We start from the raw sequence: 21,100 nt of genomic DNA on the forward strand, positions 1-21,100 counted from the left end.
TCGCATGACCGCCACCCGCATGCATCTCGCGCTGGCCGCGCTGATGGGGCTCGCCGGCGTCGCCCTGCTCGCAGCCGCCGCCCATCTCACCGGCACGGCCAATGTCCAGACCGCCGGCCAGATGCTGCTGTTCCACGCCTCGGTCGTGATCGGCGCCACCGCCGCCCGCAAGGGCGGGCATCTCCAGGATATGCTGGCGCGGATCGCTCTTTCGGCGATCATCCTCGGCGCGGCGCTGTTCGCGGCCGATCTCTCCCGCCGCGGCTTCGCCGACGAGGCGCTGTTCCCGCGCGCGGCGCCGATCGGCGGCTGGTTCATGCTCGCCGGCTGGCTCGGCCTCGCCGTTGCCGCGGTGACCGCCAGGCGCAATTGACGACCAAGCGCGCCTGACCGGCAGCGGACATCCTTCCGCAGCCGCGCAAGTTCGGGTAGAAGCGCCGCCGGACCTTTCCTGCGGCCGCGCGGAGCCTGCCCGAATGACCGACCATCCCCTTCTGACGCCGTCGCAATCCGCCGAGCTGCTCGTGCAGGCGCTGCCGCACATGCAGCGCTACGATCAGGAAATCATCGTCATCAAGTATGGCGGCAACGCCATGGGCGACGCGGCCACGGCAGAAGACTTCGCCGAGGATATCGTGCTGCTCGAGCAGTCCGGCCTGAAGCCGGTCGTCTGCCATGGCGGCGGCCCGCAGATCGCGGCGATGCTGAAGAAGCTCGGCATCCAGTCCGAGTTCAAGCAGGGCCTGCGCGTCACGGACGAGGCGACCGTCGAGGTCGTCGAGATGGTCTTGGCCGGCTCGGTCAACAAGGAGATCGTCGGTTACATCACCCGCGAGGGTGGTCGCGCCATCGGCCTGTGCGGCAAGGACGGCAATATGGTCACCGCCCGCAAGGTGACCCGCACGATCGTCGACCCGGATTCCAAGATCGAGGAAGTTCTCGATCTCGGCTTCGTCGGCGAACCCGAGACGGTCAACACCACCGTGCTCGACGCCGTGCTCAAGGCTGAGCTCATTCCGGTGCTGGCGCCGGTCTGCGCCGCCGCCGACGGGCAGACCTACAACGTCAACGCCGACACCTTCGCCGGCGCCATCGCCGGCGCGCTGAATGCCAAGCGCCTTCTGCTGCTGACCGACGTACCGGGCGTGCTCAACAAGGACAAGCAGCTCATCCCCGAGCTGACGGTCGAGGAATGCCGCCGCCTGATCGCGGACGGCACGATCTCGGGCGGCATGATCCCGAAGATCGAGACCTGCATCTACGCGCTGGAGAAGGGCGTCGAAGCGGTCGTCATCCTCGACGGCAAGGTGCCGCACGCCGCACTGATCGAGCTCTTCACCGACACCGGCGCCGGCACGATCATCCGGCGCTGAGAAGCAAGCGGCGTCATTCTCGGGCGGAGCAAAGCTCCACCCGAGAATTTCGTGACCAGAGGGCGCCGGTTTCCGAGATGTTCGGGTCAAGCCCGACCATGACGGCGCAGGCCCCCGCCGCGATTGAGCCTTGGCCAAGGACTTGCGGCGCAGTCTCCGGATCGCCACATCACCTAGTCCTATGAAAATACTCGCTGACATACCCGCCGCAGCACCGCCCTTTCCGGCAGAGGGCTTCGCGCATGTCGATCACTGGATCTTCGACCTCGACAACACCCTCTACTCGCACGAGGCGAAGGTCTGGCCGCAGGTCGACGAGCGCATCACCCTGTTCCTCGCAGAGCTGTTCGGGCTCGATGGACTCTCCTCGCGTGCGTTGCAGAAATATTACTACCAGCACTACGGCACGACGCTGAAGGGGCTGATGGAGGAGCATGGCGTCGATCCCGGCGATTTCCTCGACTTCGCCCACCAGATCGACCTGACCCTGCTCGACCCGAATCCGGACCTCGGCGAGGCGATCGCGGCCCTGCCCGGCCGCAAGCTGATCCTGACAAACGGCTCGCGCGGGCACGCCGAGAACGTCGCCGGCAAGCTCGGCATCCTCCATCACTTCGAGGACATCTTCGACATCGTGCAGGCCGGCTTCACGCCCAAGCCGGAGCGTTCGACCTATGAGGCCTTTCTCGCCAAGCATTCCGTCGATCCGGGCCGGGCGGCGATGTTCGAGGATATCGAGAAGAACCTCGTCGTGCCGAGCGCGCTCGGCATGAAGACCGTGCTGATCGTGCCGAAGACGCCTGACCCTTTCCGCGAGACATGGGAACAGGTCGCCGTCGAGGCCGGACATGTCCATCACGTCACGGCCGACCTCACCGGCTTCCTGAAGCCGCTCGGGCGGCCTGCCGAACGCCGCGCCTGAGACCGCAGAAGGTTTGCCGCGGGATACGTTTTCAGAAAAGGAAATTCTGTTCTTCTTTACGAACAGAAAGGGAAGTGCTAGTGGCGTTGTCCGTTATAAAGAACGGACTGAGGTTCCCCATGTCGGCATCGGACAACGCCGCAGCCAAGCTGCATCCTGAAACCCGCCTCGTCCACGCCGGCACCATGCGCTCGCAGTTCGGCGAGACGTCCGAGGCGCTGTTCCTGACGCAGGGCCATGTCTACGACAGCGCCGAGCAATGCGAGGCCCGCTTCCTGAACAAGGACCCGGGGTTTCAGTACGCCCGCTTCTCCAATCCGACCGTGTCGATGCTCGAAGGCCGCATGGCCGCCTTCGAGAGCGCCGAGGCCTGCCGCGCCACGGCGACCGGCATGGCGGCCGTCACGGCGGCCGTGATGGCGCCGCTGCGCGCCGGCGACCATGTCGTGGCGGCGCGCGCGCTGTTCGGCTCCTGTCGCTACATCGTTGAGGACCATCTGCCGCGCTACGGCGTGGAGTCGACGCTGGTCGACGGCACCGATATCGAGGCCTGGCGCAAGGCCGTGCGGCCGAACACCAAGATCTTCTTCCTCGAAACGCCGTCGAACCCGACGCTCGAGGTGATCGACATCGAGGCCGTCGCGAAGATCGCCAAGGCCGCCGGCGCCCGGCTCGTCGTCGACAACGTCTTCGCGACCCCGCTCTTCCAGCGCCCGCTCGAGCTCGGCGCCGATCTCGTCGTCTACTCGGCGACCAAGCATATCGACGGGCAGGGGCGCTGCCTCGGCGGCCTCGTCGTCGGCTCGAAGGAGCTGATCGAGGGCGACATCCAGACCTTCCTGCGCCAGACCGGCCCTGCCATCTCCCCCTTCAACGCCTGGGTGATGCTGAAAGCGCTGGAGACGCTGCCGCTGCGCATCGCCAAGCAGGCGGAGAACGCCACGAAAGTCGCGGATTGGCTCGCTGCCCATGCCAAGCCGTCCAAGGTGATCTTCTGCGGTCACAAGAGCCACCCGCAGGCCGAGATCATCGCGCGGCAGATGAGCGGCCCCTCGACGCTGATCGCCTTCGAGGTGCCCGGCGGCAAGGACGCCGCCTACCGCCTGCTCAACGCCTGCAGGCTGATCCGCATCTCCAACAATCTCGGCGACGCCAAGAGCCTCATCGTCCATCCGGCGACGACCACGCATCAGCGTTTCACCCCCGAGGTCCGCGCCGACATGGGCGTCACCGACGGCATGATCCGCCTTTCGATCGGGCTTGAGCATGCCGACGACCTGATCGCCGATCTGGAGCAGGCTCTGGCGAGGGTTTGAGCTATTCCTCCTGGCCGTCATTCTCGGGCGAAGCGTAGCGCAGACCCGAGAATCTCAGGCAAGGGAAGCTCCGGAACCTCGTCCGGCATGAGATGCTCGGGTCAAGCCCGAGCATGACGCCTTTCGAGCGCACCTGTGGCCATCCCCGCCCGCCCCTGCTAAAGCGGGGCCGGTTCCCGCCAAGGCTTGAGAGGCCAGCATGCGTTCGGGCGAAGTGAAGCGCCGCACCAACGAGACCGATATCGCGGTCTCGCTCCTGATCGACGGCACCGGCAAGGCCGAGATCGCCACCGGCGTCGGCTTCTTCGACCATATGCTCGACCTCTTCGCCCGCCATTCGCTGATCGACCTCACGGTCAAGGTGAAGGGCGACACCCATATCGACGACCACCACTCGGTCGAGGATGCCGGCATCGCCATGGGCGAGGCGCTCAAGACAGCGCTCGGCTCGAAGAAGGGCATCCGCCGCTATGCCGACGTGCACCTGCCGATGGACGAGACGCTGACCCGCGTCGCGGTCGACGTCTCCGGCCGGCCGTTCCTGGTGTTCCGCACCGAGTTCAAGGCACAGAAGATCGGCAGCTTCGACACCGAGCTCGTGCGCGAGTTCTTCCAGGCCTTCGCCATCAACGCCGGCATCACGCTGCATGTCGAGACGCTCTATGGCGACAACGCACACCACATCGCCGAAAGCTGCTTCAAGGGGCTCGCACGGGCGCTGCGCCAGGCGCTGGAGGTCGATCCGCGCGAGGGCGATCGCATCCCCTCGACCAAGGGCGCGCTCTGAATTCTTCGCCTGCGCATTTTCTTCACGCGAAACGATACCCACTTCGCTCGAAAATGCTCTATAGCATCGGACCGAAAAGTGGATTCCGCTTTTCGGACAAATCCAAAGCGATAACAAATGGATAGGTCACCGCTACCGCGCCCTGCCGGACGCCCGGCGATCTAGGAAGCGACCATGGCATTCTACACGGTTCTGACACCGCCGCTGGCCACAGGCGGCCGTGGCGAGGAAATCGAGCAGGCGCGCCTCATTCCCGAGAGCTTCTCCTGGGGCGCCTTTCTGCTCACGGGCCTCTGGCTGCTCGGCAGGAGGCTCTGGCTCATGACCCTGCTGTTCGTGCTGGTCGGGGCAGGGCTGATCTATCTGCGCAGCCGCTTCGGCCTGCATCCGAGCGCGCTGTCGCTGATCTATTGGTCGATCGCGCTGTTCCTCGGCGTCGAGGGCAACAACCTCATCGTCCGCAAGCTCCTCCGCAAGGGCTGGAGGCTCGCGGACGTGGTCGAGGCACGCAGCCTGCCGGAGGCCGAGCGCCGCTACTTCGAGCGGGCGCTGGCCGGCGAGGCCGCACCGCCGCGCAGCGGACCCGCCGCCCCCGCCGCAATGGTCCGCCCGAGCGGGCCGCTGCCGATCATCGGCCTGTTCCCGGAGGCCCGCGGACGATGAGCCAGACCGTTGCCATTATCGACTACGGCTCGGGCAATCTGCACTCTGCCGCCAAGGCCTTCGAGCGGGCGGCGCAGGAAAGCGGCATCACCTCGACCATCCACGTCACCAGCGACACCGCGATCGTGCGCGCCGCCGACCGCATCGTGCTGCCGGGCGTCGGCGCCTTCGCCGATTGCCGGCGCGGGCTCGATGCCGTGCCCGGCATGGTCGAGACGCTGGAAGAGGTCGTGCGGGCCAAGGGCCGGCCTTTCCTCGGCATCTGCGTCGGCATGCAGCTGCTCGCGTCGCGCGGGCTCGAATACACCATCACACAGGGGCTCGGCTGGATTCCCGGCGACGTCACGCTGATCGAGCCGAACGACGACAGCCTCAAGATCCCGCATATGGGCTGGAACACGCTGCACAAGCAGGATGAGCACCCGCTGCTCGACGGCATCGAGACCGGGCCGCAGGGGCTGCACGCCTATTTCGTCCACTCCTACGCCCTGACGGCGGAGCGGCCGCAGGACGTGCTGGCGCTGACCGACCATGGCGGGCCGGTGACCGCTATGGTCGCGCACGGCAACGTCGCCGGCACGCAGTTCCACCCCGAGAAGAGCCAGAAGCTGGGGCTCAAGCTCATCGCCAATTTCCTGAGCTGGAAGCCATGATCCTCTTTCCCGCGATCGACCTGAAGGAAGGCCGCTGCGTGCGGCTGAAGCAGGGCGACATGGCCCAGGCCACCGTCTTCAACGACGACCCGGCAGCGCAGGCAGCCGCCTTCGAGGCCCAGGGCTTCCAGTGGCTGCATGTCGTCGACCTCGACGGCGCCTTCGCCGGCAAGCCGATGAATGCAGCCGCGGTCGAGGCGATCCTGAAGCGCGTCGCCTTTCCGGTGCAGCTCGGCGGCGGCATCCGCGACATGAAGACGGTCGCCGGCTGGCTGGAGAAGGGCATCCGTCGCGTCATCATCGGTACGGCGGCGGTGCGCGATCCCGGCTTCGTGCGCGAGGCGGCGAAGGCATTTCCGGGCCAGGTCGCTGTTGGTATCGACGCACGCGACGGCTTCGTGGCCGTGGAAGGCTGGGCGGAGACCTCCTCGCTGGCGGCGGCCGATCTCGGCCGGCGCTTCGAGGATGCCGGCGTCGCCGCGATCATCTACACCGACATCGCCCGCGACGGCATGCTGGAGGGCATCAACTGGGACAGCACGATCGCGCTGGCGCAGGCCGTGTCGATCCCGGTCATCGCCTCGGGCGGGCTGGCCTCGATGGCCGATATCGAGCGCCTCTGCGCTGATGATGCCGCCATCCTGGAAGGTGCGATCACCGGCCGCGCGCTCTATGACGGGCGGATCGACGCGGGCGAGGCGCTGAAGCGACTGGCGGCCTGAGCTCCTCTCCGAACTCGTTGCAGTCATTCCGAAGCCGTCATGCTCGCCCTTGTGGCGAGCATCCACGTCTTGAACTCAACATTCGACCAACGAAGACGTGGATGGTCGGCACAAGGCCGACCATGACGGAGAAGGTGGCATACCCGAAACCTGCGCCCCAGTTCGTGCGGGAGCGGCAGCGGCTCAGCGCACGAACTGATCGTAGATCTTCGCGAACTCGCCGTTTGCCTTGGCGAGGTGGAGCCACTGGTCGACGAAGGCCTTGAAGGTCGCATCGCCGCGCGGGAGCATGTAGCCCATCTCGCCATATTGCAGCGGCTCGTCGGGATTGACCGCGCAGAGGCCGGGCTTGGCCTTTTCCTGCACCTTCACCTCGATCGACTCGGCGATCATCAGGTCGGCCTTGCCGGCGAGGATCTGGTCGAAGATCGCGACGTTGTCGGGGTAGACCTCGATCTTGGCCTGCTTGAAATTGGCGCGCACGAAACGCTCATTGGTGCCGCCCGGATTGACGATGACACGGGTCTCCGGCTTGTCGATGTCGGCGACCGTCTGGAATTTGCCCTTGTCGGCGCAACGCACGATCGGCGCCTTGCCGTTGACGAGATAAGGCGCGGAGAAGAACACCTTCTTCTGCCGGTCGAGCGTCACCGAGATGCCACCCATCGCAACGTCGCATTTGCCCGAGCCCATGTCGGTCAGCAAATCCGCCCATTTCGTCTGGACGAACCTGGCCTCGACGCCGAGCGCCTTGGCGAGCGACTTCGCGAGCTCGATGTCGATGCCCTCGAAGGAGCCGTCCTTGGCGAGGGTGAAGGGCTTGTAGTCGCCGGTCGTGCAGATTTGCAGCGCACCGCGGCTCTGGACGGTGTCCAGCAGGCTCTGCGGTGCCTGCGCCTGCGCGCCGGTGGCGGTGGCAAGGCTGAGGAAGCCGGCAGCAATGGCGGCGCAGCGCAACATGGTCGATACGATAGTCATGGCACTCCCCTCTTTGGACTGCTATCAGTCGCCGCCAGCAGAGCAGGCTTGCTCCTGGCGATCAATCGGTTCCGCGCATGAGTTTTCCCTGCCGATGACCCTGAAAACCCGCATCATCCCCTGCCTCGACGTCAAGGACGGCCGCGTCGTCAAGGGCGTGAAGTTCCTCGATCTCGTCGATGCCGGCGATCCGGTCGAGGCCGCCAAGGCCTATGACGCGGCCGGGGCCGACGAACTCTGCTTCCTCGACATCACCGCGAGCCATGAGGATCGCGGCATTCTGTTCGACGTGGTGACGCGCACGGCCGAGGCCTGCTTCATGCCGCTGACCGTCGGCGGCGGCGTTCGCAAGGTCGAGGATATCCGCGCTTTGCTGCTTGCCGGCGCCGACAAGGTCTCGATCAACACCGCCGCCGTCACCAACCGCCAGTTCGTCAGGGAAGCGGCCGAGAAGTTCGGCGACCAGTGCATTGTCGTCGCCATCGACGCCAAGCAGGTCTCGCCCGGCCGCTGGGAGATCTTTACCCATGGCGGGCGCAACGCCACCGGCATCGAGGCCGTCGCCTTCGCGCGCGAGGTCGTCTCGCTGGGCGCGGGCGAACTGCTGGTGACCTCGATGGACAAGGATGGCACCAAGTCCGGCTACGATCTGGGCCTGACCTGCGCGATCGCCGATGCGGTCTCGGTCCCGGTCATCGCCTCCGGCGGTGTCGGCAATCTCGACGATCTCGTCGCCGGCGTCAGCAAGGGCCATGCCTCGGCGGTGCTCGCCGCCTCGATCTTCCATTTCGGCACCTACACGATTCAGCAGGCCAAGATGCATATGGCGGAAGCCGGGCTGCGGATGAGGCTCGACTGATGGCCGGCTTCACCCTGTCCGATCTCGAAGCGCGGATCGCCGAACGCGCCAGCGCCTCGCCTGAGGAATCCTGGACCGCCAAGCTGCTCGCAGCCGGGCCGGAGCGGGCCGCCAAGAAGTTCGGCGAGGAAGCGGTCGAGGCCGTGATCGCCGCGGTGAAAGGCGACCGGGCCGAGCTCATCGCCGAAAGCGCCGACGTGCTTTATCATCTTTTGGTCGTGCTCAAGGCGCGCGATGTTGCATTGCGGGACGTCTTGAGCCAGCTTGAGGCCCGCACCGCCCGCTCCGGAGTGGCGGAAAAGGCGGCCCGGCCCCGTTGAGTACCGCGAGGATGAACCCGCGTTGAACCTGGAAGCCTGGATTGCGGGTCGCGTCATGGACCAGCGTCACATCACGACTTCGCCTGAGCGCGAACTGGTCTCGCCCTACCGCCTGTTCTCGCGGGACGAGTGGGCGCATCTGCGCGCCGATGCTCCGCTGACGCTCTCGGTCGACGACCTGACCAAGCTGCAATCGATCAACGATCCGATCTCGCTCGACGAGATCGTGGCGATCTACCTGCCGCTGTCGCGCCTGCTCTCGCTCTACGTCGCGGCGACGCAGGGGCTGTTCAAGGCGACGCAGCGCTTCCTGATCGCCGAGTCCGAGGTCAAGGTGCCCTATGTCATCGGGGTTGCCGGCTCGGTAGCGGTGGGCAAGTCGACCACGGCGCGCGTGCTGAAGGCGCTGCTCTCGCGCTGGCCGAACACGCCGAAGGTCGAACTCGTCACCACCGACGGCTTCCTGCTGCCCAATGCCGAGCTCGAGCGCCGCGGCCTGATGCAGCGCAAGGGTTTCCCCGAAAGCTATGATGGCGCGTCGATCCTACGCTTCCTCTCGGACGTGAAGGCCGGCAAGCCACAGGTGACGGCGCCGGTCTATTCGCACCTCGTCTATGACGTGGTTCCCGGCGAGACGGTGACGGTCGAGCGGCCGGACATCCTGATCCTCGAAGGGCTCAATGTCCTGCAGCCGAGCCGGATGCCGAAGGATGGCACAGTCATTCCCTTCGTCTCCGATTATTTCGATTTCTCGGTCTATCTCGACGCCGATGAGAACGACCTGCACCGCTGGTACGTCAACCGCTTCATGACGCTGCGCCAGACAGCCTTCCGCGACCCGCGCTCCTTCTTCCGCAAATACGCCGAGATCGGCGAGGACGAGGCGCTCGGGATCGCCGAGAAGCTCTGGACCGGCATCAACCTGCCGAACCTGCAGGAGAACATCCTGCCGACGCGCCAGCGCGCCAGCCTGATCCTGACCAAGGGCGCGAGCCACCGCATCCAGCAGGTCGCCCTGCGGCGGCTGTGATCGCCACGATCTTGCCCAAACCGTCCTCGTCATTCTGGCCGCCGCGAAGCGGATCGCCGGAATCCATCGTGGAGTGCCGAGCGCTTCGATGGATTGCGGATCTGAGCGGCTGCGCCGCTTGCCCGGAATGACGTGGGATCCGTGGAAGCACTCTCCTCCCTCGGCCTGATGGCGAGTGCGGCTTTCGTAGCCGCCACCTTGCTGCCGGCGCAGTCGGAAGCGGTCTTTCTCGGATTGCTGGCGACGAAAAGCGCCGATCCGCTCGCGCTGTTCCTGACCGCGAGCCTCGCCAACACGGCCGGCTCCATCGTCAATTGGTGGCTCGGGTGGCTGATCGCGCGCCACGGCGTCGAGAAGCTCCCGGCACGGCTGCGGCCCGATCCGGCCCGCTTCGCGCAGGCACAAGCCTTCTTCAGCCGTTTTGGCTGGCCGTCGCTGCTGCTGGCCTGGTTGCCCATCGTCGGCGACCCGCTGACCTTCGTCGCCGGCACACTGAACTATCCGCCCGGCCGCTTCATCGCGCTCGTGCTGCTCGGCAAGGCGGCCCGCTACGCTGCGCTCTGGTTGGGTTGGGTGAGCCTCGTCTGAGCGCCTTATGATTTGCGAAACCGGCCATACCGGGCTACCAGCGAAGGCATCCGTTCAAGGAGATTTGACTATGAGCATTCAGCGTATCGGCGTCGGCCCGCGCATGTCCAAGGCCGTCGTGCACGGCGACACCGTCTATCTGGCCGGCCAGGTCGCGGACAAGGCCGCCGGCAAGAGCGTGGGCGAGCAGACTGCCGACATTCTCGGCATCATCGACGGGCTGCTGGCCGAAGCCGGCACCGACAAGTCGAAGCTGCTGATGGTCAATATCTGGCTCTCCGACATGTCGACCTTCGCCGAGATGAACGCCGTCTGGGACAAGTGGGTGATCGCCGGCCAGACGCCGGGCCGCGCCACGGTCGAGGCCAAGCTGGCCGCGCCGCAGTTCACCGTCGAGATCGCGGTCATCGCTGCGAAGTAAGTATTTGGAGCATTCCGCGTTCTTCGGATCGCGGAATGCTCCATTTCTTCATTTTATCGCATTTTCTGAACGCGAACCGGTATCCACTTCGCTCGAAAATGCTTGAGGCCGAGGCGGAACGGGAGGCAGCCATCAGTCAACCCGACCAGATCGTCCCGCTTCTGGCGCGCGTCGCCGGACGCCACGGCCTGCCGCCGGTGGCGCTGGCGGCGATGATTGCGGACTGGCTGCGTCGCCCCGGCCTGACACTTCCCGCCGAAGCCTTGCTCGATCGCAAGGCCGCGGACTTCCTCGCCCTGGCCCAGAGGCTTGCGGTGACGGTCGGCGACGCCGAGATCCAGCGTCTGCGCCGGGAGGCCGCCGCAGCCCTCGGTGCCGGAAGCTTCGCCGATGCGGACAAAGCCCTGGCGCAAGCCGAACTGCACGCCATCGGCGGCGCGTCCGACCTTTCGACACTGCCGACCGAGCGACGGCTGCTGATTGGCGAGAACCGGGCGGATCGTGCGACGCTCAGCTTCCTGCGCACAACCGCCGAAGGCTATCGCGAAGCGTCCACCCGTTACGGCGAGGCCTCCACATTAATCGGTCTCGCCGATGTCGAACGCAGCCGCGCTGCCGCGCTGGATCAGGCGAAGGCGTTGGCGCGCATCAGCGAGGATTTCGGCGGGCGAGACGGCTATGACACCGCCATTGCAGCGTTGCGCCGCCTGCTCGAAGGTCTCGACCGCCTGGCGGATACCGTCGCCTTTGCCGGCGCCCAGGAGGCTCTGGCCGCTGCGTTGGAGGGTCTCGCGGCGCTCACCGGCGAGACGAAACTTCTGACTTCGGCGCTCGCCCATTGCCGTTCGGGCATCGAATATCTCAGCCGCGACGAGGACCCGTCGCTCTGGCGCATGCTGAAACTGCGCATCGGTCGAATCGCTGTCACGCTCGGGGTGACGCAAAAGGACGACGATCTTCTCGAAGAAGCCATCGCGGAGTATGCCAGCGTCCTCGCCGCATGGGATCGCACCGACGACGAGCCGCGCTGGCTCGAGGCCGAGCATATGATCTCGCGGGCCCGGGCGACGCTCGGACGCCGCCGGAGCGATCTTTCGCTGCTGGAGCGTGCCTTCAACGGGCTCAACCGGGTGTCCATGGCGACGGAGCGCAGCCGCGAGCCATTGCGCTGGGCGGAACTCCAGGACCAGATGGGCAGCGTGCTCGCGGCCATGGGCGAGCGCTACAGCGAGCCTGTCGTCATCGAGGAGGCGATCGCCGCCTTCGCCGCCGCCCTGCAGGAACGGCGACAGGAGAACGTGCCGTTGCTCTGGGCGCGCAGCCTCGCCAATCAGGCCGAGGCCATGCTTCAGCTGGCGCGACGCAACAAGGACAAGGAACTGGCGCAGAAGGCGCTAGCTCAGTTGATGACGGCGACGGAGACGGCCCGCCGCTCATCAGGCGGCGATTCGCTCGTCGCCGATCTCCAGAAGCGGCTCGTCGCCGCCGGGGCCGTGGCGACCAAGCTGATCAGCGACTGACGAAGCCGCCGTCCGCTTCAGCGCAGGCGGCGGGCGGCCAGCCTCTCCAGCGCCGCATCGAGCGTCGCGTCACGCTTGGCGAAGCAGAAGCGGACGACATTCCTCACCGCGCCCTCGGCATAGAAGGCGCTGACCGGGATCGCGGCGACGCCGCTCTCGGTGACGAGGCGCCGACAGAAATCGGCATCGTCGCTCTCGCCGAGCGGTGCGATGTCGACATTGAGGAAATAGGTCCCGGCGCTGGGCAGCACCGTAAAGCCGAGATCGCCCAGGCCTGCGGCGAAACGGTCGCGCGAGCGCTGGAAATCGGCGCGCATGCCCTCGAAGTAGCCGTCCGCCTTGCCCAGCCCGTAGGCGACGGCCGCCTGCAGGTTCGGCGGGGTGGTGAAGGTGATGTATTGATGGGCCTTGGCGAGGACCCGCATGATCGCGGGGGCGGCCATGACGAGCCCGACCTTCCAGCCCGTGAGCGAGAAGATCTTGCCGGCCGACGAGATCTTGACGGTACGCTCGCGCATGTCCGGCCGGCCGAGGACCGAGGCGTGGCGATGTCCGTCGAAGACGACATGCTCCCAGACCTCGTCGCAGATCGCGATCGCGTCGTGGCGGACGCAGAAATCGGCGAGGATATCGAGATCGGCCTGGCTGAAGATCGTCGCCGTCGGGTTGAGCGGGTTGTTGAACAGCACGACCTTCGTCTTCGGCGAGAAGGCCTTCGCCAGCGCCTCCTCCGTCAACCCGAAATGGGGCGGCGTCAGCGTCACGAATTTCGGGATCCCGCCGGCGCGCCGAACCAGCGGCAGATAGGCGTCATACATCGGCTCGAACAGCACGACCTCGTCGCCGGGCGTGACGAGCGCCATCAGCGCTCCGGCGATCGCCTCGGTCGCACCGGACGTCACCATCACCTCGCTGTTCGGATCGAGATCAAGGCCCTGCCAGTGCTTGAAGTGCGTGGCGGTCGCCTGTCGCAGTTCAGGCAAACCCATCATCGGCGGATATTGGTTCCAGCCGTCCATGACGGCATCCGCAGCCTTGCGCCGCACATCCTCCGGACCGGGATCGTCCGGGAAGCCCTGGCCGAGATTGACCGCGCCGGTTTCGCGCGCGAGCTGCGACATCGCCTCGAAGACGGTGGTCGGAAGAGCAGAGAAGATCGGATTCATCGCAGAGGCCGGCAGGAGCAAGAACGAGGCTGGCTTAGCACGCCGGGGCGTGGCGCGCACCCCGGGACCGGTGCCGAGCGGGGGCGCCTGCATCGACTGCCGAGTGATGAATGTTGACATTCGTCATGGGTCAGTGTTTATTGAGTCTCAGCCGGTCCTCGGCGGGATCTTGTTACGACTTCGCCCCTTTGGCGTAGCAAGGTGCCGCAGTGGACCGGCGAACCTTGTCAGGATGATCGATCCCCACGAGCAGGATCGTTCGGCGCAGACGGCGCCAGAGTTCTGCACCTTCCTTGCATGAAGATTGCCCCCGGCAACCGGCTTTCCGCGCCACGGAAAACCGGGCTAAGCAGGCTGATGTCCCGCGCTCCTACGCCCGCCATCATGATCCTCGGCACCGGCTCCAATGTCGGAAAGTCACTGATCGTCGCGGGCCTCTGCCGGCTCCTCGCGAATCGCGGGCTCCGCGTGCGCCCCTTCAAGCCGCAGAACATGTCGAACAATGCCGCTGCGACCGCCGCAGGCGAGATAGGGCGCGCGCAGGCGCTGCAGGCACGCGCCGCACGCATCGAGCCGCATCCCGACATGAACCCGGTCCTGCTGAAGCCCGAAGGCGAGCAGGGCAGCCAGATCATCCTGCAGGGCCGCGTCGCCGGGCGGCTGGCCTCCCGCGATTTCGCGCGGCGCGGCGATTTCCTGCCGCGCGTGCTCGAGAGCTTCGGGCGCCTCGGTGAGCAGGCCGATCTCGTTATCGTCGAAGGGGCGGGTTCACCGGCCGAGACCAATCTGCGCACCCGCGACATCGCCAATCTCGGATTCGCGCGGGCCGCCGGCGTTCCTGCGGTGCTGGTCGGCGATATCGACCGCGGCGGGGTCATCGCCAGCCTCGTCGGCACCCATGCCGTGCTCGATCCGGCCGATCGGGCGATGATCCGCGCTTTCGCGATCAACCGCTTCCGCGGCGATATCGGATTGTTCGGCCCCGGCCTCGACACCATCGCGACAGCGACGGGCTGGCCCTCTCTGGGCGTCATTCCCTGGTTCGCGGACGCGGCGCGCCTGCCCGCGGAGGACGGGCTCGATATCCGGTCGGGGCGGAAGCCCGGCGCGCGCCTCAAGATCGTCGTGCCAGTGCTGCCGGGCATCGCCAATTTCGACGACCTAGATCCGCTCAAGCTGGAAGACGGCGTCGATCTCGCCATGATCGGCCCCGGCCGGGCGCTTCCAGGGGATGCCGATCTCGTCATCCTGCCGGGGTCCAAGACGACCTTGCGGGACCTTGCGGCGCTGCGACGGGAGGGCTGGGACATCGACATCCTCGCCCATCGCCGGCGCGGAGGGCATATACTTGGCCTCTGCGGCGGCTATCAGATGCTCGGGCGCGTGGTCCGCGACCCGCATGGACTGGAAGGCCCCGCAGGAGAGGCGGCGGGCCTCGGCCTTCTCGATGTCGAAACCAGCCTTGATGCAGAGAAGACCGTTCGCGAGGTCGGCTTTAGCGACATCGCCAGTGCCACCCATGGGCAAGCCTATGAGATCCATCTCGGCCGAACCATGGGCGACGACACCCTCCGCGCACCATTCGCGGTCGACGGGAGGGCCGAAGGCGCGGCCAGCCCCGACGGCCGCGTCGCGGGCTGCTATCTGCATGGCATCTTTGCCTCCGACGCAGTGCGCGGCGCCTGGCTCGCACGGATAGCCGGCACCAGCCTGCCGTCGTCGCTGGCTTATGACGAGGCCATCGACGGAACGCTCGACGCGCTTGCAGAGCATCTCCAGCGCCATCTCGACATCGATGCGCTGCTGGACATCGCGAAATCGCGGCTTCCGGCTCCGTAGGTCAGCCGAATGCCCGCACTTCCCGCGCAACTAGCCGCGACATGGCAGCGGCTGTCAGCATCCGACTTCAGGCGGGATTGATCTGCGTCAAGGCAAAAGTCTTTATTCGCCATAACGTTGACGAATGATGAAATTCGTCATAGAGATCAATTCTTCACCGCATTCGTTGAAATACAAGCAAGCCGGCGACGCCGTGAGTCATTCCGAACGCGATACCAAGCAGATCATCGTCGACACCGCCGAACGCTTTTTTCGGGACATCGGCTATCAGAAGACGACCGTGGCGGACATCGCGAAGTCCCTACGGATGAGCCCCGCCAATGTCTACCGCTTCTTCGACTCCAAGAAGTCGATCAACGAAGCGGTGCTCGAGCGCTACAAGCGCGAGCAGGAAGAGGCGATCGCCAACATCGCCGCCGAGGATCGCCCTGCCGCGGACCGGCTGCGCGACATCCTCGCCACATCCTACCGGCTCAACGCCGCCCGCTTCGCCGGGCATGCCAAGATGCAGGAAATGGTCTGTGCGGCCATGGAGGAGAGCTGGGACGCGATCATCGCGCATATCGAGCGCTTCGACGTGGTTCTGCGCCGGGTCGTGGCGGATGGCATCGCCCGCGGCGAATTCCGGCCCATGGAGCCGGCCCATGCGACGGGCTGTATCCGCACGGCGATGATCCGCTTCATGCATCCGCTGCTGATCACGCAATGCGAGTGCATTCCCGGCCCTTCGCCCGACGAAATGATCGCCTTCGTCCTCAGCGCGCTGGAAGCCAGGCCGCCTGTGAACTGAGCAACCACGCAACGCTGCGTTGACAAGCCATCGAGGGAGCGGGATACCCCGCCTGACATGGCCATCCTGCCCAAACAGAATCTGAAGAAGACAGCTGTCATCGTCCACGACCTCGTGATGACGGCGCTGGCGATCTGGCTCGTCTTCGTCGTCCGCTTCGAAGGTGGGCAGCTCGACGAGCATCTGCGCTACCTGCCGCGCTTCCTGCCGTTCTTCGTGGCTTATGCGGGGCTGGTCTACTGGTTCTTCTCGCTCTACCGCTCCAAGTGGCGCTTCGCCTCGCTGCCGGACCTGTCGAACATCGTCAAGGCCGTCTCGGTCCTCACCGTGACCCTGCTGGCCGTCGACTATGTGCTGGTCGCGCCCAATTTCTACGGCAATTTCTATTTCGGCAAGATCACGATCGCTCTCTACTGGCTCGTCCAGACCGCTCTGCTGGGCGGACCGCGCCTTGCCTATCGCTACCTTAAATATGCCCGGTCGCGCTCCAGTGCGGAACGCGAGGCGACCCTGCCGACCCTGATTCTGGGGCGTGGCGTCGAAGTCGAAATGGTGATCCGCGCCATCGAGACGGGCACGATGAAGCGATTGCAGCCGGCTGGCATTCTGTCGCCCCGCCCCGACGATCTCGGCCAGTCGATTCGCGGCGTCCCGGTGCTCGGCTTGCTCTCCGATATCGAGGAAATCGCGTCCGATGCCGCCGAGCGCGGCGAGGCCTTCCGCCGCATCGTGGCCACGCCCTCGGCTCTGTTGCCCGAGGCGCAGCCCGAGAAATGGCTCGCGCGGACCCGTAAGCTCGCCCTGCCGATCTCGCGCATCGAGGCGTTGGGCGAAGGGGCGCGCGACACCGAGGTCGCGCCGCTGGAGATCGAAGACCTGCTGGTGCGCTCGACGGTCGCCATCGACCGCGAACGGCTGGGCGCCTTTCTGAAGGGCAAGCGGGTGATCGTCACGGGCGGCGGCGGGTCGATCGGCTCAGAGATCTGCCTGCGCTGCGCCGCTTTCGGTGCGGCCGAGCTGCTGATCGTCGAAAGCTCGGAGCCTGCCCTGTTCCAGATTACCGAGCAGCTTGCCGTCCAGGCTCCGGACACGGCTGTCTCGGGCGTCCTGGCCGATGTGCGCGACCGTGAGCGCATCATGCCGCTCTTCGTCGCCTTCCAGCCCGACATCGTCGTCCATGCCGCCGCGCTGAAGCACGTCCCCTATCTCGAGGCGGACTGGAGCGAGGGCATCAAGACCAACATCTTCGGCTCGGTGAACGTCACCGACGCGGCCGTCGCCTCGGGGGCGAAGATCTTCGTGCTGATCTCGACCGACAAGGCGATCGAGCCGGTCTCGATGCTCGGCGCCACCAAGCGGTTCGCGGAGATGTACGCGCAGTCGCGCGACGCCGAGTTCGTGGCTGCGACCTCCGGCATCAGGCTGGTGGCGGTGCGCTTCGGCAATGTCCTCGGTTCCGTCGGATCGGTGGTGCCGAAATTCAAGGCGCAGATCGCCCGCGGCGGCCCCGTCACCGTCACCAGCCCGGACATGATCCGCTACTTCATGACGATCCGCGAGGCCTGCGATCTGGTGCTGACCGCAGCCTCGCACGCACCGGCCGGCGGGCCGGATGCCGAGCGGGCCGCTGTCTATGTGCTCAAGATGGGCCAGCCCATGCGGATCATGGATCTGGCCGAGCGGATGATCCGCCTCGCCGGCTTCGAGCCGGGCGAAGACATCGAGATCACCGTGTCAGGCGTCAGGCCCGGCGAGCGACTGAACGAAATCCTGTTCGCGCGGGACGAGCCGATGGCCGAAACCGGGCTCGACGGCGTCATGGCCGCCAAGCCGATCTTCGCCGGCCGGGCCCGCCTGCAGGGCTGGCTGGCCCGTCTGGAAGCGGCCGTGAAAGCCGACGACCGCGCCGCGGCCAATGCGGTGCTCGAAGAGGCGATCCCCGATTTCAGCCAGCGCGAGGCCCAGCAGCAAGCCGCGCCAGAGCCGCTTTCGTCTCTGCAGGCGGTCGCCAGCCGGCCTTGAGCAGGCGCTCGGGCCGCGCGACGAGGCTCCCCGCCAGCTTGACGAAGGTCTCCTCGCGCCCGGAGAGGCGCGCCAGCCGCCTGAGCAACGGTTCCGGCACCGAAATAAGCCCCGGTGAACGGCCGAGGCCGAAGCGCAACGCCGTCAGGATGTCGGCGACGCTGATCGGTTCGGGGTCGGAGACCGTATAGGCCTGCCGTGCCGGGCAATCGGGCGTCAGGGCGAAGCGGATGGCGTCGGCGATGTTCTCGACCGCAAGCAACGAGCGTGGAGCCTTCAGGCCCCCGAGCGGCAAGGGGACCGGCAGCCTTGCGAGCCGGAGCAGCGCCGCCATGTTGGCCTTGACGCCGGAGCCGTAGATCAGCACCGGGCGCAGCGCCACCCAATCGAGATCCAGCCGGTCGAGCCCATGTTCGGCCGCGAGCTTGGAGCGGCCATAGGCATCGCCGGGCGAAGGCTCTGCCGCTTCGGACAGGGGTGCCCCGTCGAAGGCGCCGGACAGTGCCTTGATCGATGAGAGGTAGACGAAGCGCCGCACGCCGGCCGCCACTGCCGCTTGCGCGAGTTCCAGCGTCGCTTCGGTATTGATGCGGTCGTAGAGCGCTTCGTCGAGGCCTGGCCCGGCATGGGCAAGGCCTGCCATATGGACCACGTGATCGACGCCTTCGAGAGCCGGCCGCCAATCGATCGACCGCGCCAGATCGCCCGTCACGATGGTTTCGGCGCCGCCCGGTCCGTCGTGCGGGCGACGCTGGGCGAGACGAAGGCGATAGCCGGCCTGCGTCAGAGCCGCGACGACATGCGGGCCGACGAAGCCGCTGGCACCGGTCAAGAGGATCAACGGGCTAGCCACGGCGCGGCCCTGCCGCAAAGCGGCGCAACAGCAAGCCCGTCAGCAAGCAGGCGGCGGCGAGGCAAGCCAGCTGGACACCGATCTGCGGCCAGGCGATCGAGATGCCGGCCAACACAGCGAGAGCGACATTCAGAAGAGCGACGCGCCTGACCACCGCGATCACGCTGAAGCCGTTCGTCGTCGCCTGCTGGTAGAAATGCGAGCGATGCGCCTCCCAGACCTTCTCGCCACGCGCCAGACGGCGCAGCAGCGTGATGGTGGCATCGGTGATCTGGTAGAGCGGCAGGATCACCGCCGCGGCAAAGGCACCGGTCCCGGCCAGCCGATAGAGCAGATAGGCGGTGACGAGGCCGATCGGCAGCGAGCCGACATCTCCGAGAAACAGCCGGGCCACCGGCTTGTTGAAGGGAGCAAAGCCGATCAGCCCGCCACAAAGCGCGGCGGCCAGCCAACCGGTGACCGGATCGATCACGCCCAGGCTTCCCGCCAGTGCGAGAGCTCCGGCCAGCGGTACGATGCCGGCGACGGTGATCCAGTCGAGCCCATCCATGAAGTTGACGAGGTTGACGAACCAGACCCCGGCGAGAAGGGCCAGCGCCCGCTCGACCGCCATCGGCATGATCTCCGGAAACAGGCGCAGCTCAGGTGCGGCGCGAAACAGCACATAGCCGACGCAGGCCGCCTGCAGCACGAGGCGAAGACCGGCAGGCAGAGGCCGGATATCGTCCCAGGCGCCGACGATGGCCAGCGCCAGAACCGCCGCGCCGACGATCAGCACCGTCCGCCACGCTTCGGCCTCCGCCCGGCCGAGCCAGAGCGCCACGGCCAAGGCCAGGAAGGCCCCGGCGAGCACGGCGATGCCTCCCCCCTGCGGGGTCGGCACTTTGTGGCTGGAGCGCGCATTCGGCCGGGCAAGCGCATAGCGCATCAGAAGCGGGCGCAGCCAAACGCAGAGCAACGCCGCCAGCAGGGCGGCGGCGGAGAGGGCGGCAAGGGGGATCAGCAGGATCGACAAAGCGGCCCGCACCATAGTCGAGGCAGCGCAAAAGCCTAGAGCTAATGCGCCGCCCAGCACTCGACGATCGACGCCGGCCCGCTATGCAATTTACTGCTTGAAGCCGATCAGCACGCCATCGGCGCCAAACGAAAGCTGAAGCCCCTGCCGGCGCGTGGCGAGCTGCAGGGTCACGCCCTTGTCGTTGCGCAGCCAGACACTGCCGCTTCCCTGATTGCCGACCGCCCAGCCTTCCTTCAGCTGGACATAGGCGCCAGGGAAATCGGAGACGTTTCGCAGCCCGTAGACCGTCCCCGTCGCGACGGTGCGGGAGGCGCCGATCGAACCGATGCCGAGACCGCCGACGGTGATCGGATAGGAGCGGCCGCGGAAGCGCAAGGTACCGCCGCCTGCCTCGCCAGAGGCGATAAAGCCCGCCTGGACCTGCTCGATGCGGACCGAACCCGTTGAGGGGCCGAGCGAGCGCGCCGACTGCGCCATCGCAGGCGAAGCCAGCGTCAGAAAGGCGGCTAAGGAAACGGTCGTGTGCCTGATCGTGATCATGTTCTACTCCTCGCGCTCGATGGGCGGCGCGGGGAATGAACCCGCGAAGCGCGATTTCGATCCCGGCACAGGGGCGCAGACCTGGCGTGGCGTTACCGCGTTCCGTCGGCGAGGCGACGAAAGAGCGAAAGAACCGCCCGAAAGGCCGAAAACCGCACAATTCGACGCAATTTTATCTGCTGAATTGATCCCGATTTCAGAGCCCGCCCGGCATGGTCCCGCGTAACGATCCATCCGCCGCAGGTCATCATGTCTCCCATACGCTTTGTGAGTTTCGCCTTCCTGCTGACGCTCGCCGTCTTTTTCTTCTCTTCGGCGCAGTCGGCGCCGGTGTGACCCGGCTTTCGGCCCCCTCACATCATCGCTTCGGAACCTTCAACGACCGCGGGTTCCGCTACCCCTGAGCCCGCCCGGCTACGCCCCCGTGTCTGCGATCTGCAGGATGTAGCGGCCGTAATCGCTTTTTGCGATCTTCTGGCCGAGGGTGGTCAGCTGGGCGTTCGAGATCCATCCCTGGCGATAGGCGATCTCTTCGGGGCAGGCGATGCGCAGGCCTTGCCTGGCTTCGAGCGTGCGGACGAACTCGCCGGCCTCGAGCATGCTGTCGGGGGTGCCGGTGTCGAGCCAGGCGAAGCCGCGGCCCATGCATTCGACCGAAAGCTCGCCGCGTTCGAGATAGATGCGGTTGACGTCGGTGATCTCGAGCTCGCCGCGCGGCGA

The 21,100-nt window shown here is 66.4% G+C and carries 24 protein-coding genes; 18 read left to right on the forward strand and 6 right to left on the reverse strand.

All coding sequences use genetic code 11. From position 1 onward, the window contains the following. Positions 1-4: 4 nt before the first annotated feature. The 8 genes from AC1DIN_RS16845 to hisA all read left to right on the forward strand — a co-directional run bounded on the left by AC1DIN_RS16845 (position 5) and on the right by hisA (position 6,436). A complete protein-coding gene (locus AC1DIN_RS16845) occupies positions 5-373 on the forward strand; it encodes a DUF423 domain-containing protein (protein WP_476810610.1) in 369 nt (122 codons plus the stop codon). A 103-nt stretch (positions 374-476) separates the two neighbouring features. After that, complete coding sequence (gene argB / locus AC1DIN_RS16850) at positions 477-1,373, forward strand: acetylglutamate kinase (protein WP_441471113.1); 897 nt, start codon at positions 477-479, stop codon at positions 1,371-1,373. Positions 1,374-1,554: 181 nt separating this feature from the next. Beyond that, a complete protein-coding gene (locus AC1DIN_RS16855; RefSeq protein ID WP_476767204.1) occupies positions 1,555-2,295 on the forward strand; it encodes a pyrimidine 5'-nucleotidase in 741 nt (246 codons plus the stop codon). A 119-nt stretch (positions 2,296-2,414) separates the two neighbouring features. Beyond that, positions 2,415-3,611: an O-succinylhomoserine sulfhydrylase gene (locus tag AC1DIN_RS16860; RefSeq protein WP_476810611.1), complete on the forward strand. Its 1,197-nt coding sequence runs from the start codon at positions 2,415-2,417 to the stop codon at positions 3,609-3,611. Positions 3,612-3,810: 199 nt separating this feature from the next. Further along, on the forward strand, positions 3,811-4,398 hold the full coding sequence (hisB, locus tag AC1DIN_RS16865) for an imidazoleglycerol-phosphate dehydratase HisB (RefSeq protein WP_441471110.1): 588 nt from the start codon (positions 3,811-3,813) through the stop codon (positions 4,396-4,398). Positions 4,399-4,572: 174 nt separating this feature from the next. Further along, positions 4,573-5,061, forward strand: a complete 489-nt coding sequence (locus tag AC1DIN_RS16870; RefSeq protein WP_476810612.1) for a DUF2628 domain-containing protein — start codon at positions 4,573-4,575, stop codon at positions 5,059-5,061. After that, positions 5,058-5,714 (forward strand): imidazole glycerol phosphate synthase subunit HisH, encoded by a 657-nt coding sequence (gene hisH / locus AC1DIN_RS16875; protein ID WP_476810613.1) that lies wholly within the window; start codon positions 5,058-5,060, stop codon positions 5,712-5,714. Before AC1DIN_RS16870 ends, hisH begins: the two co-directional genes overlap by 4 nt. Further along, a complete protein-coding gene (hisA, locus tag AC1DIN_RS16880) occupies positions 5,702-6,436 on the forward strand; it encodes a 1-(5-phosphoribosyl)-5-[(5-phosphoribosylamino)methylideneamino]imidazole-4-carboxamide isomerase (protein WP_476810626.1) in 735 nt (244 codons plus the stop codon). Before hisH ends, hisA begins: the two co-directional genes overlap by 13 nt. A 183-nt stretch (positions 6,437-6,619) precedes the next feature. Here hisA and AC1DIN_RS16885 read toward each other — a convergent pair whose 3' ends face one another. Further along, a complete protein-coding gene (locus AC1DIN_RS16885) occupies positions 6,620-7,414 on the reverse strand; it encodes a transporter substrate-binding domain-containing protein (protein ID WP_476810614.1) in 795 nt (264 codons plus the stop codon). A gap of 94 nt (positions 7,415-7,508) precedes the next feature. Here AC1DIN_RS16885 and hisF point away from each other — a divergent pair, with 94 nt between their 5' ends. From hisF to AC1DIN_RS16915, 6 genes are all read left to right on the forward strand, one after another. After that, positions 7,509-8,273 (forward strand): imidazole glycerol phosphate synthase subunit HisF, encoded by a 765-nt coding sequence (gene hisF, locus AC1DIN_RS16890; RefSeq protein WP_476810615.1) that lies wholly within the window; start codon positions 7,509-7,511, stop codon positions 8,271-8,273. Then, positions 8,273-8,593, forward strand: coding sequence for a phosphoribosyl-ATP diphosphatase (locus AC1DIN_RS16895; RefSeq protein WP_441471105.1), 321 nt, complete (start codon positions 8,273-8,275; stop codon positions 8,591-8,593). Before hisF ends, AC1DIN_RS16895 begins: the two co-directional genes overlap by 1 nt. Positions 8,594-8,648: 55 nt before the next feature. Continuing rightward, positions 8,649-9,623 (forward strand): type I pantothenate kinase, encoded by a 975-nt coding sequence (gene coaA, locus AC1DIN_RS16900; RefSeq protein WP_476810627.1) that lies wholly within the window; start codon positions 8,649-8,651, stop codon positions 9,621-9,623. 141 nt (positions 9,624-9,764) lie between these two features. Further along, positions 9,765-10,211 (forward strand): YqaA family protein, encoded by a 447-nt coding sequence (locus tag AC1DIN_RS16905; protein ID WP_476810616.1) that lies wholly within the window; start codon positions 9,765-9,767, stop codon positions 10,209-10,211. Between the two features lie 70 nt (positions 10,212-10,281). Continuing rightward, entirely contained in the window at positions 10,282-10,632 is a 351-nt protein-coding gene (locus tag AC1DIN_RS16910) for a RidA family protein (protein ID WP_441471103.1), read from the forward strand. 98 nt (positions 10,633-10,730) lie between these two features. Beyond that, positions 10,731-12,152 (forward strand): hypothetical protein, encoded by a 1,422-nt coding sequence (locus AC1DIN_RS16915; RefSeq protein ID WP_476810617.1) that lies wholly within the window; start codon positions 10,731-10,733, stop codon positions 12,150-12,152. Between the two features lie 17 nt (positions 12,153-12,169). On the opposite strand, the gene AC1DIN_RS16920 is transcribed toward AC1DIN_RS16915, so the two are convergent. Next, positions 12,170-13,318 carry an aminotransferase gene (locus tag AC1DIN_RS16920; protein ID WP_441471101.1) on the reverse strand — a complete coding sequence of 383 codons (1,149 nt, stop codon included), beginning with the start codon at positions 13,316-13,318 and terminating at the stop codon, positions 12,170-12,172. A gap of 357 nt (positions 13,319-13,675) precedes the next feature. Between AC1DIN_RS16920 and AC1DIN_RS16925 the strand changes: the two genes are divergently transcribed. From AC1DIN_RS16925 to AC1DIN_RS16935, 3 genes are all read left to right on the forward strand, one after another. Continuing rightward, entirely contained in the window at positions 13,676-15,157 is a 1,482-nt protein-coding gene (locus AC1DIN_RS16925) for a cobyric acid synthase (protein WP_476810618.1), read from the forward strand. Positions 15,158-15,350: 193 nt separating this feature from the next. Then, a complete protein-coding gene (locus AC1DIN_RS16930; protein ID WP_441471099.1) occupies positions 15,351-15,947 on the forward strand; it encodes a TetR/AcrR family transcriptional regulator in 597 nt (198 codons plus the stop codon). A 66-nt stretch (positions 15,948-16,013) separates the two neighbouring features. Next, positions 16,014-17,969, forward strand: a complete 1,956-nt coding sequence (locus tag AC1DIN_RS16935) for an SDR family NAD(P)-dependent oxidoreductase (protein WP_476810628.1) — start codon at positions 16,014-16,016, stop codon at positions 17,967-17,969. Here AC1DIN_RS16935 and AC1DIN_RS16940 read toward each other — a convergent pair. The 3 genes from AC1DIN_RS16940 to AC1DIN_RS16950 all read right to left on the reverse strand — a co-directional run bounded on the left by AC1DIN_RS16940 (position 17,893) and on the right by AC1DIN_RS16950 (position 20,380). Next, positions 17,893-18,822: an NAD-dependent epimerase/dehydratase family protein gene (locus AC1DIN_RS16940; protein WP_476810619.1), complete on the reverse strand. Its 930-nt coding sequence runs from the start codon at positions 18,820-18,822 to the stop codon at positions 17,893-17,895. The genes AC1DIN_RS16935 and AC1DIN_RS16940 overlap by 77 nt on opposite strands. Next, a complete protein-coding gene (locus AC1DIN_RS16945; RefSeq protein ID WP_476810629.1) occupies positions 18,815-19,831 on the reverse strand; it encodes an MraY family glycosyltransferase in 1,017 nt (338 codons plus the stop codon). Before AC1DIN_RS16945 ends, AC1DIN_RS16940 begins: the two co-directional genes overlap by 8 nt. A gap of 96 nt (positions 19,832-19,927) precedes the next feature. Continuing rightward, positions 19,928-20,380 (reverse strand): hypothetical protein, encoded by a 453-nt coding sequence (locus tag AC1DIN_RS16950; RefSeq protein WP_476810620.1) that lies wholly within the window; start codon positions 20,378-20,380, stop codon positions 19,928-19,930. On the opposite strand from AC1DIN_RS16950, the gene AC1DIN_RS16955 reads away from it, so the two are divergent. Next, positions 20,361-20,606: a hypothetical protein gene (locus AC1DIN_RS16955; protein WP_476810621.1), complete on the forward strand. Its 246-nt coding sequence runs from the start codon at positions 20,361-20,363 to the stop codon at positions 20,604-20,606. The genes AC1DIN_RS16950 and AC1DIN_RS16955 overlap by 20 nt on opposite strands. A 188-nt stretch (positions 20,607-20,794) precedes the next feature. Here the strand turns inward: AC1DIN_RS16955 and AC1DIN_RS16960 are convergent. Next, on the reverse strand, positions 20,795-21,100 hold a 306-nt coding region (locus AC1DIN_RS16960), incomplete at its 5' end, for a sugar phosphate nucleotidyltransferase (RefSeq protein ID WP_476810622.1).

It is taken from the genome of Allobosea sp. 05T438, from assembly GCF_056396025.1.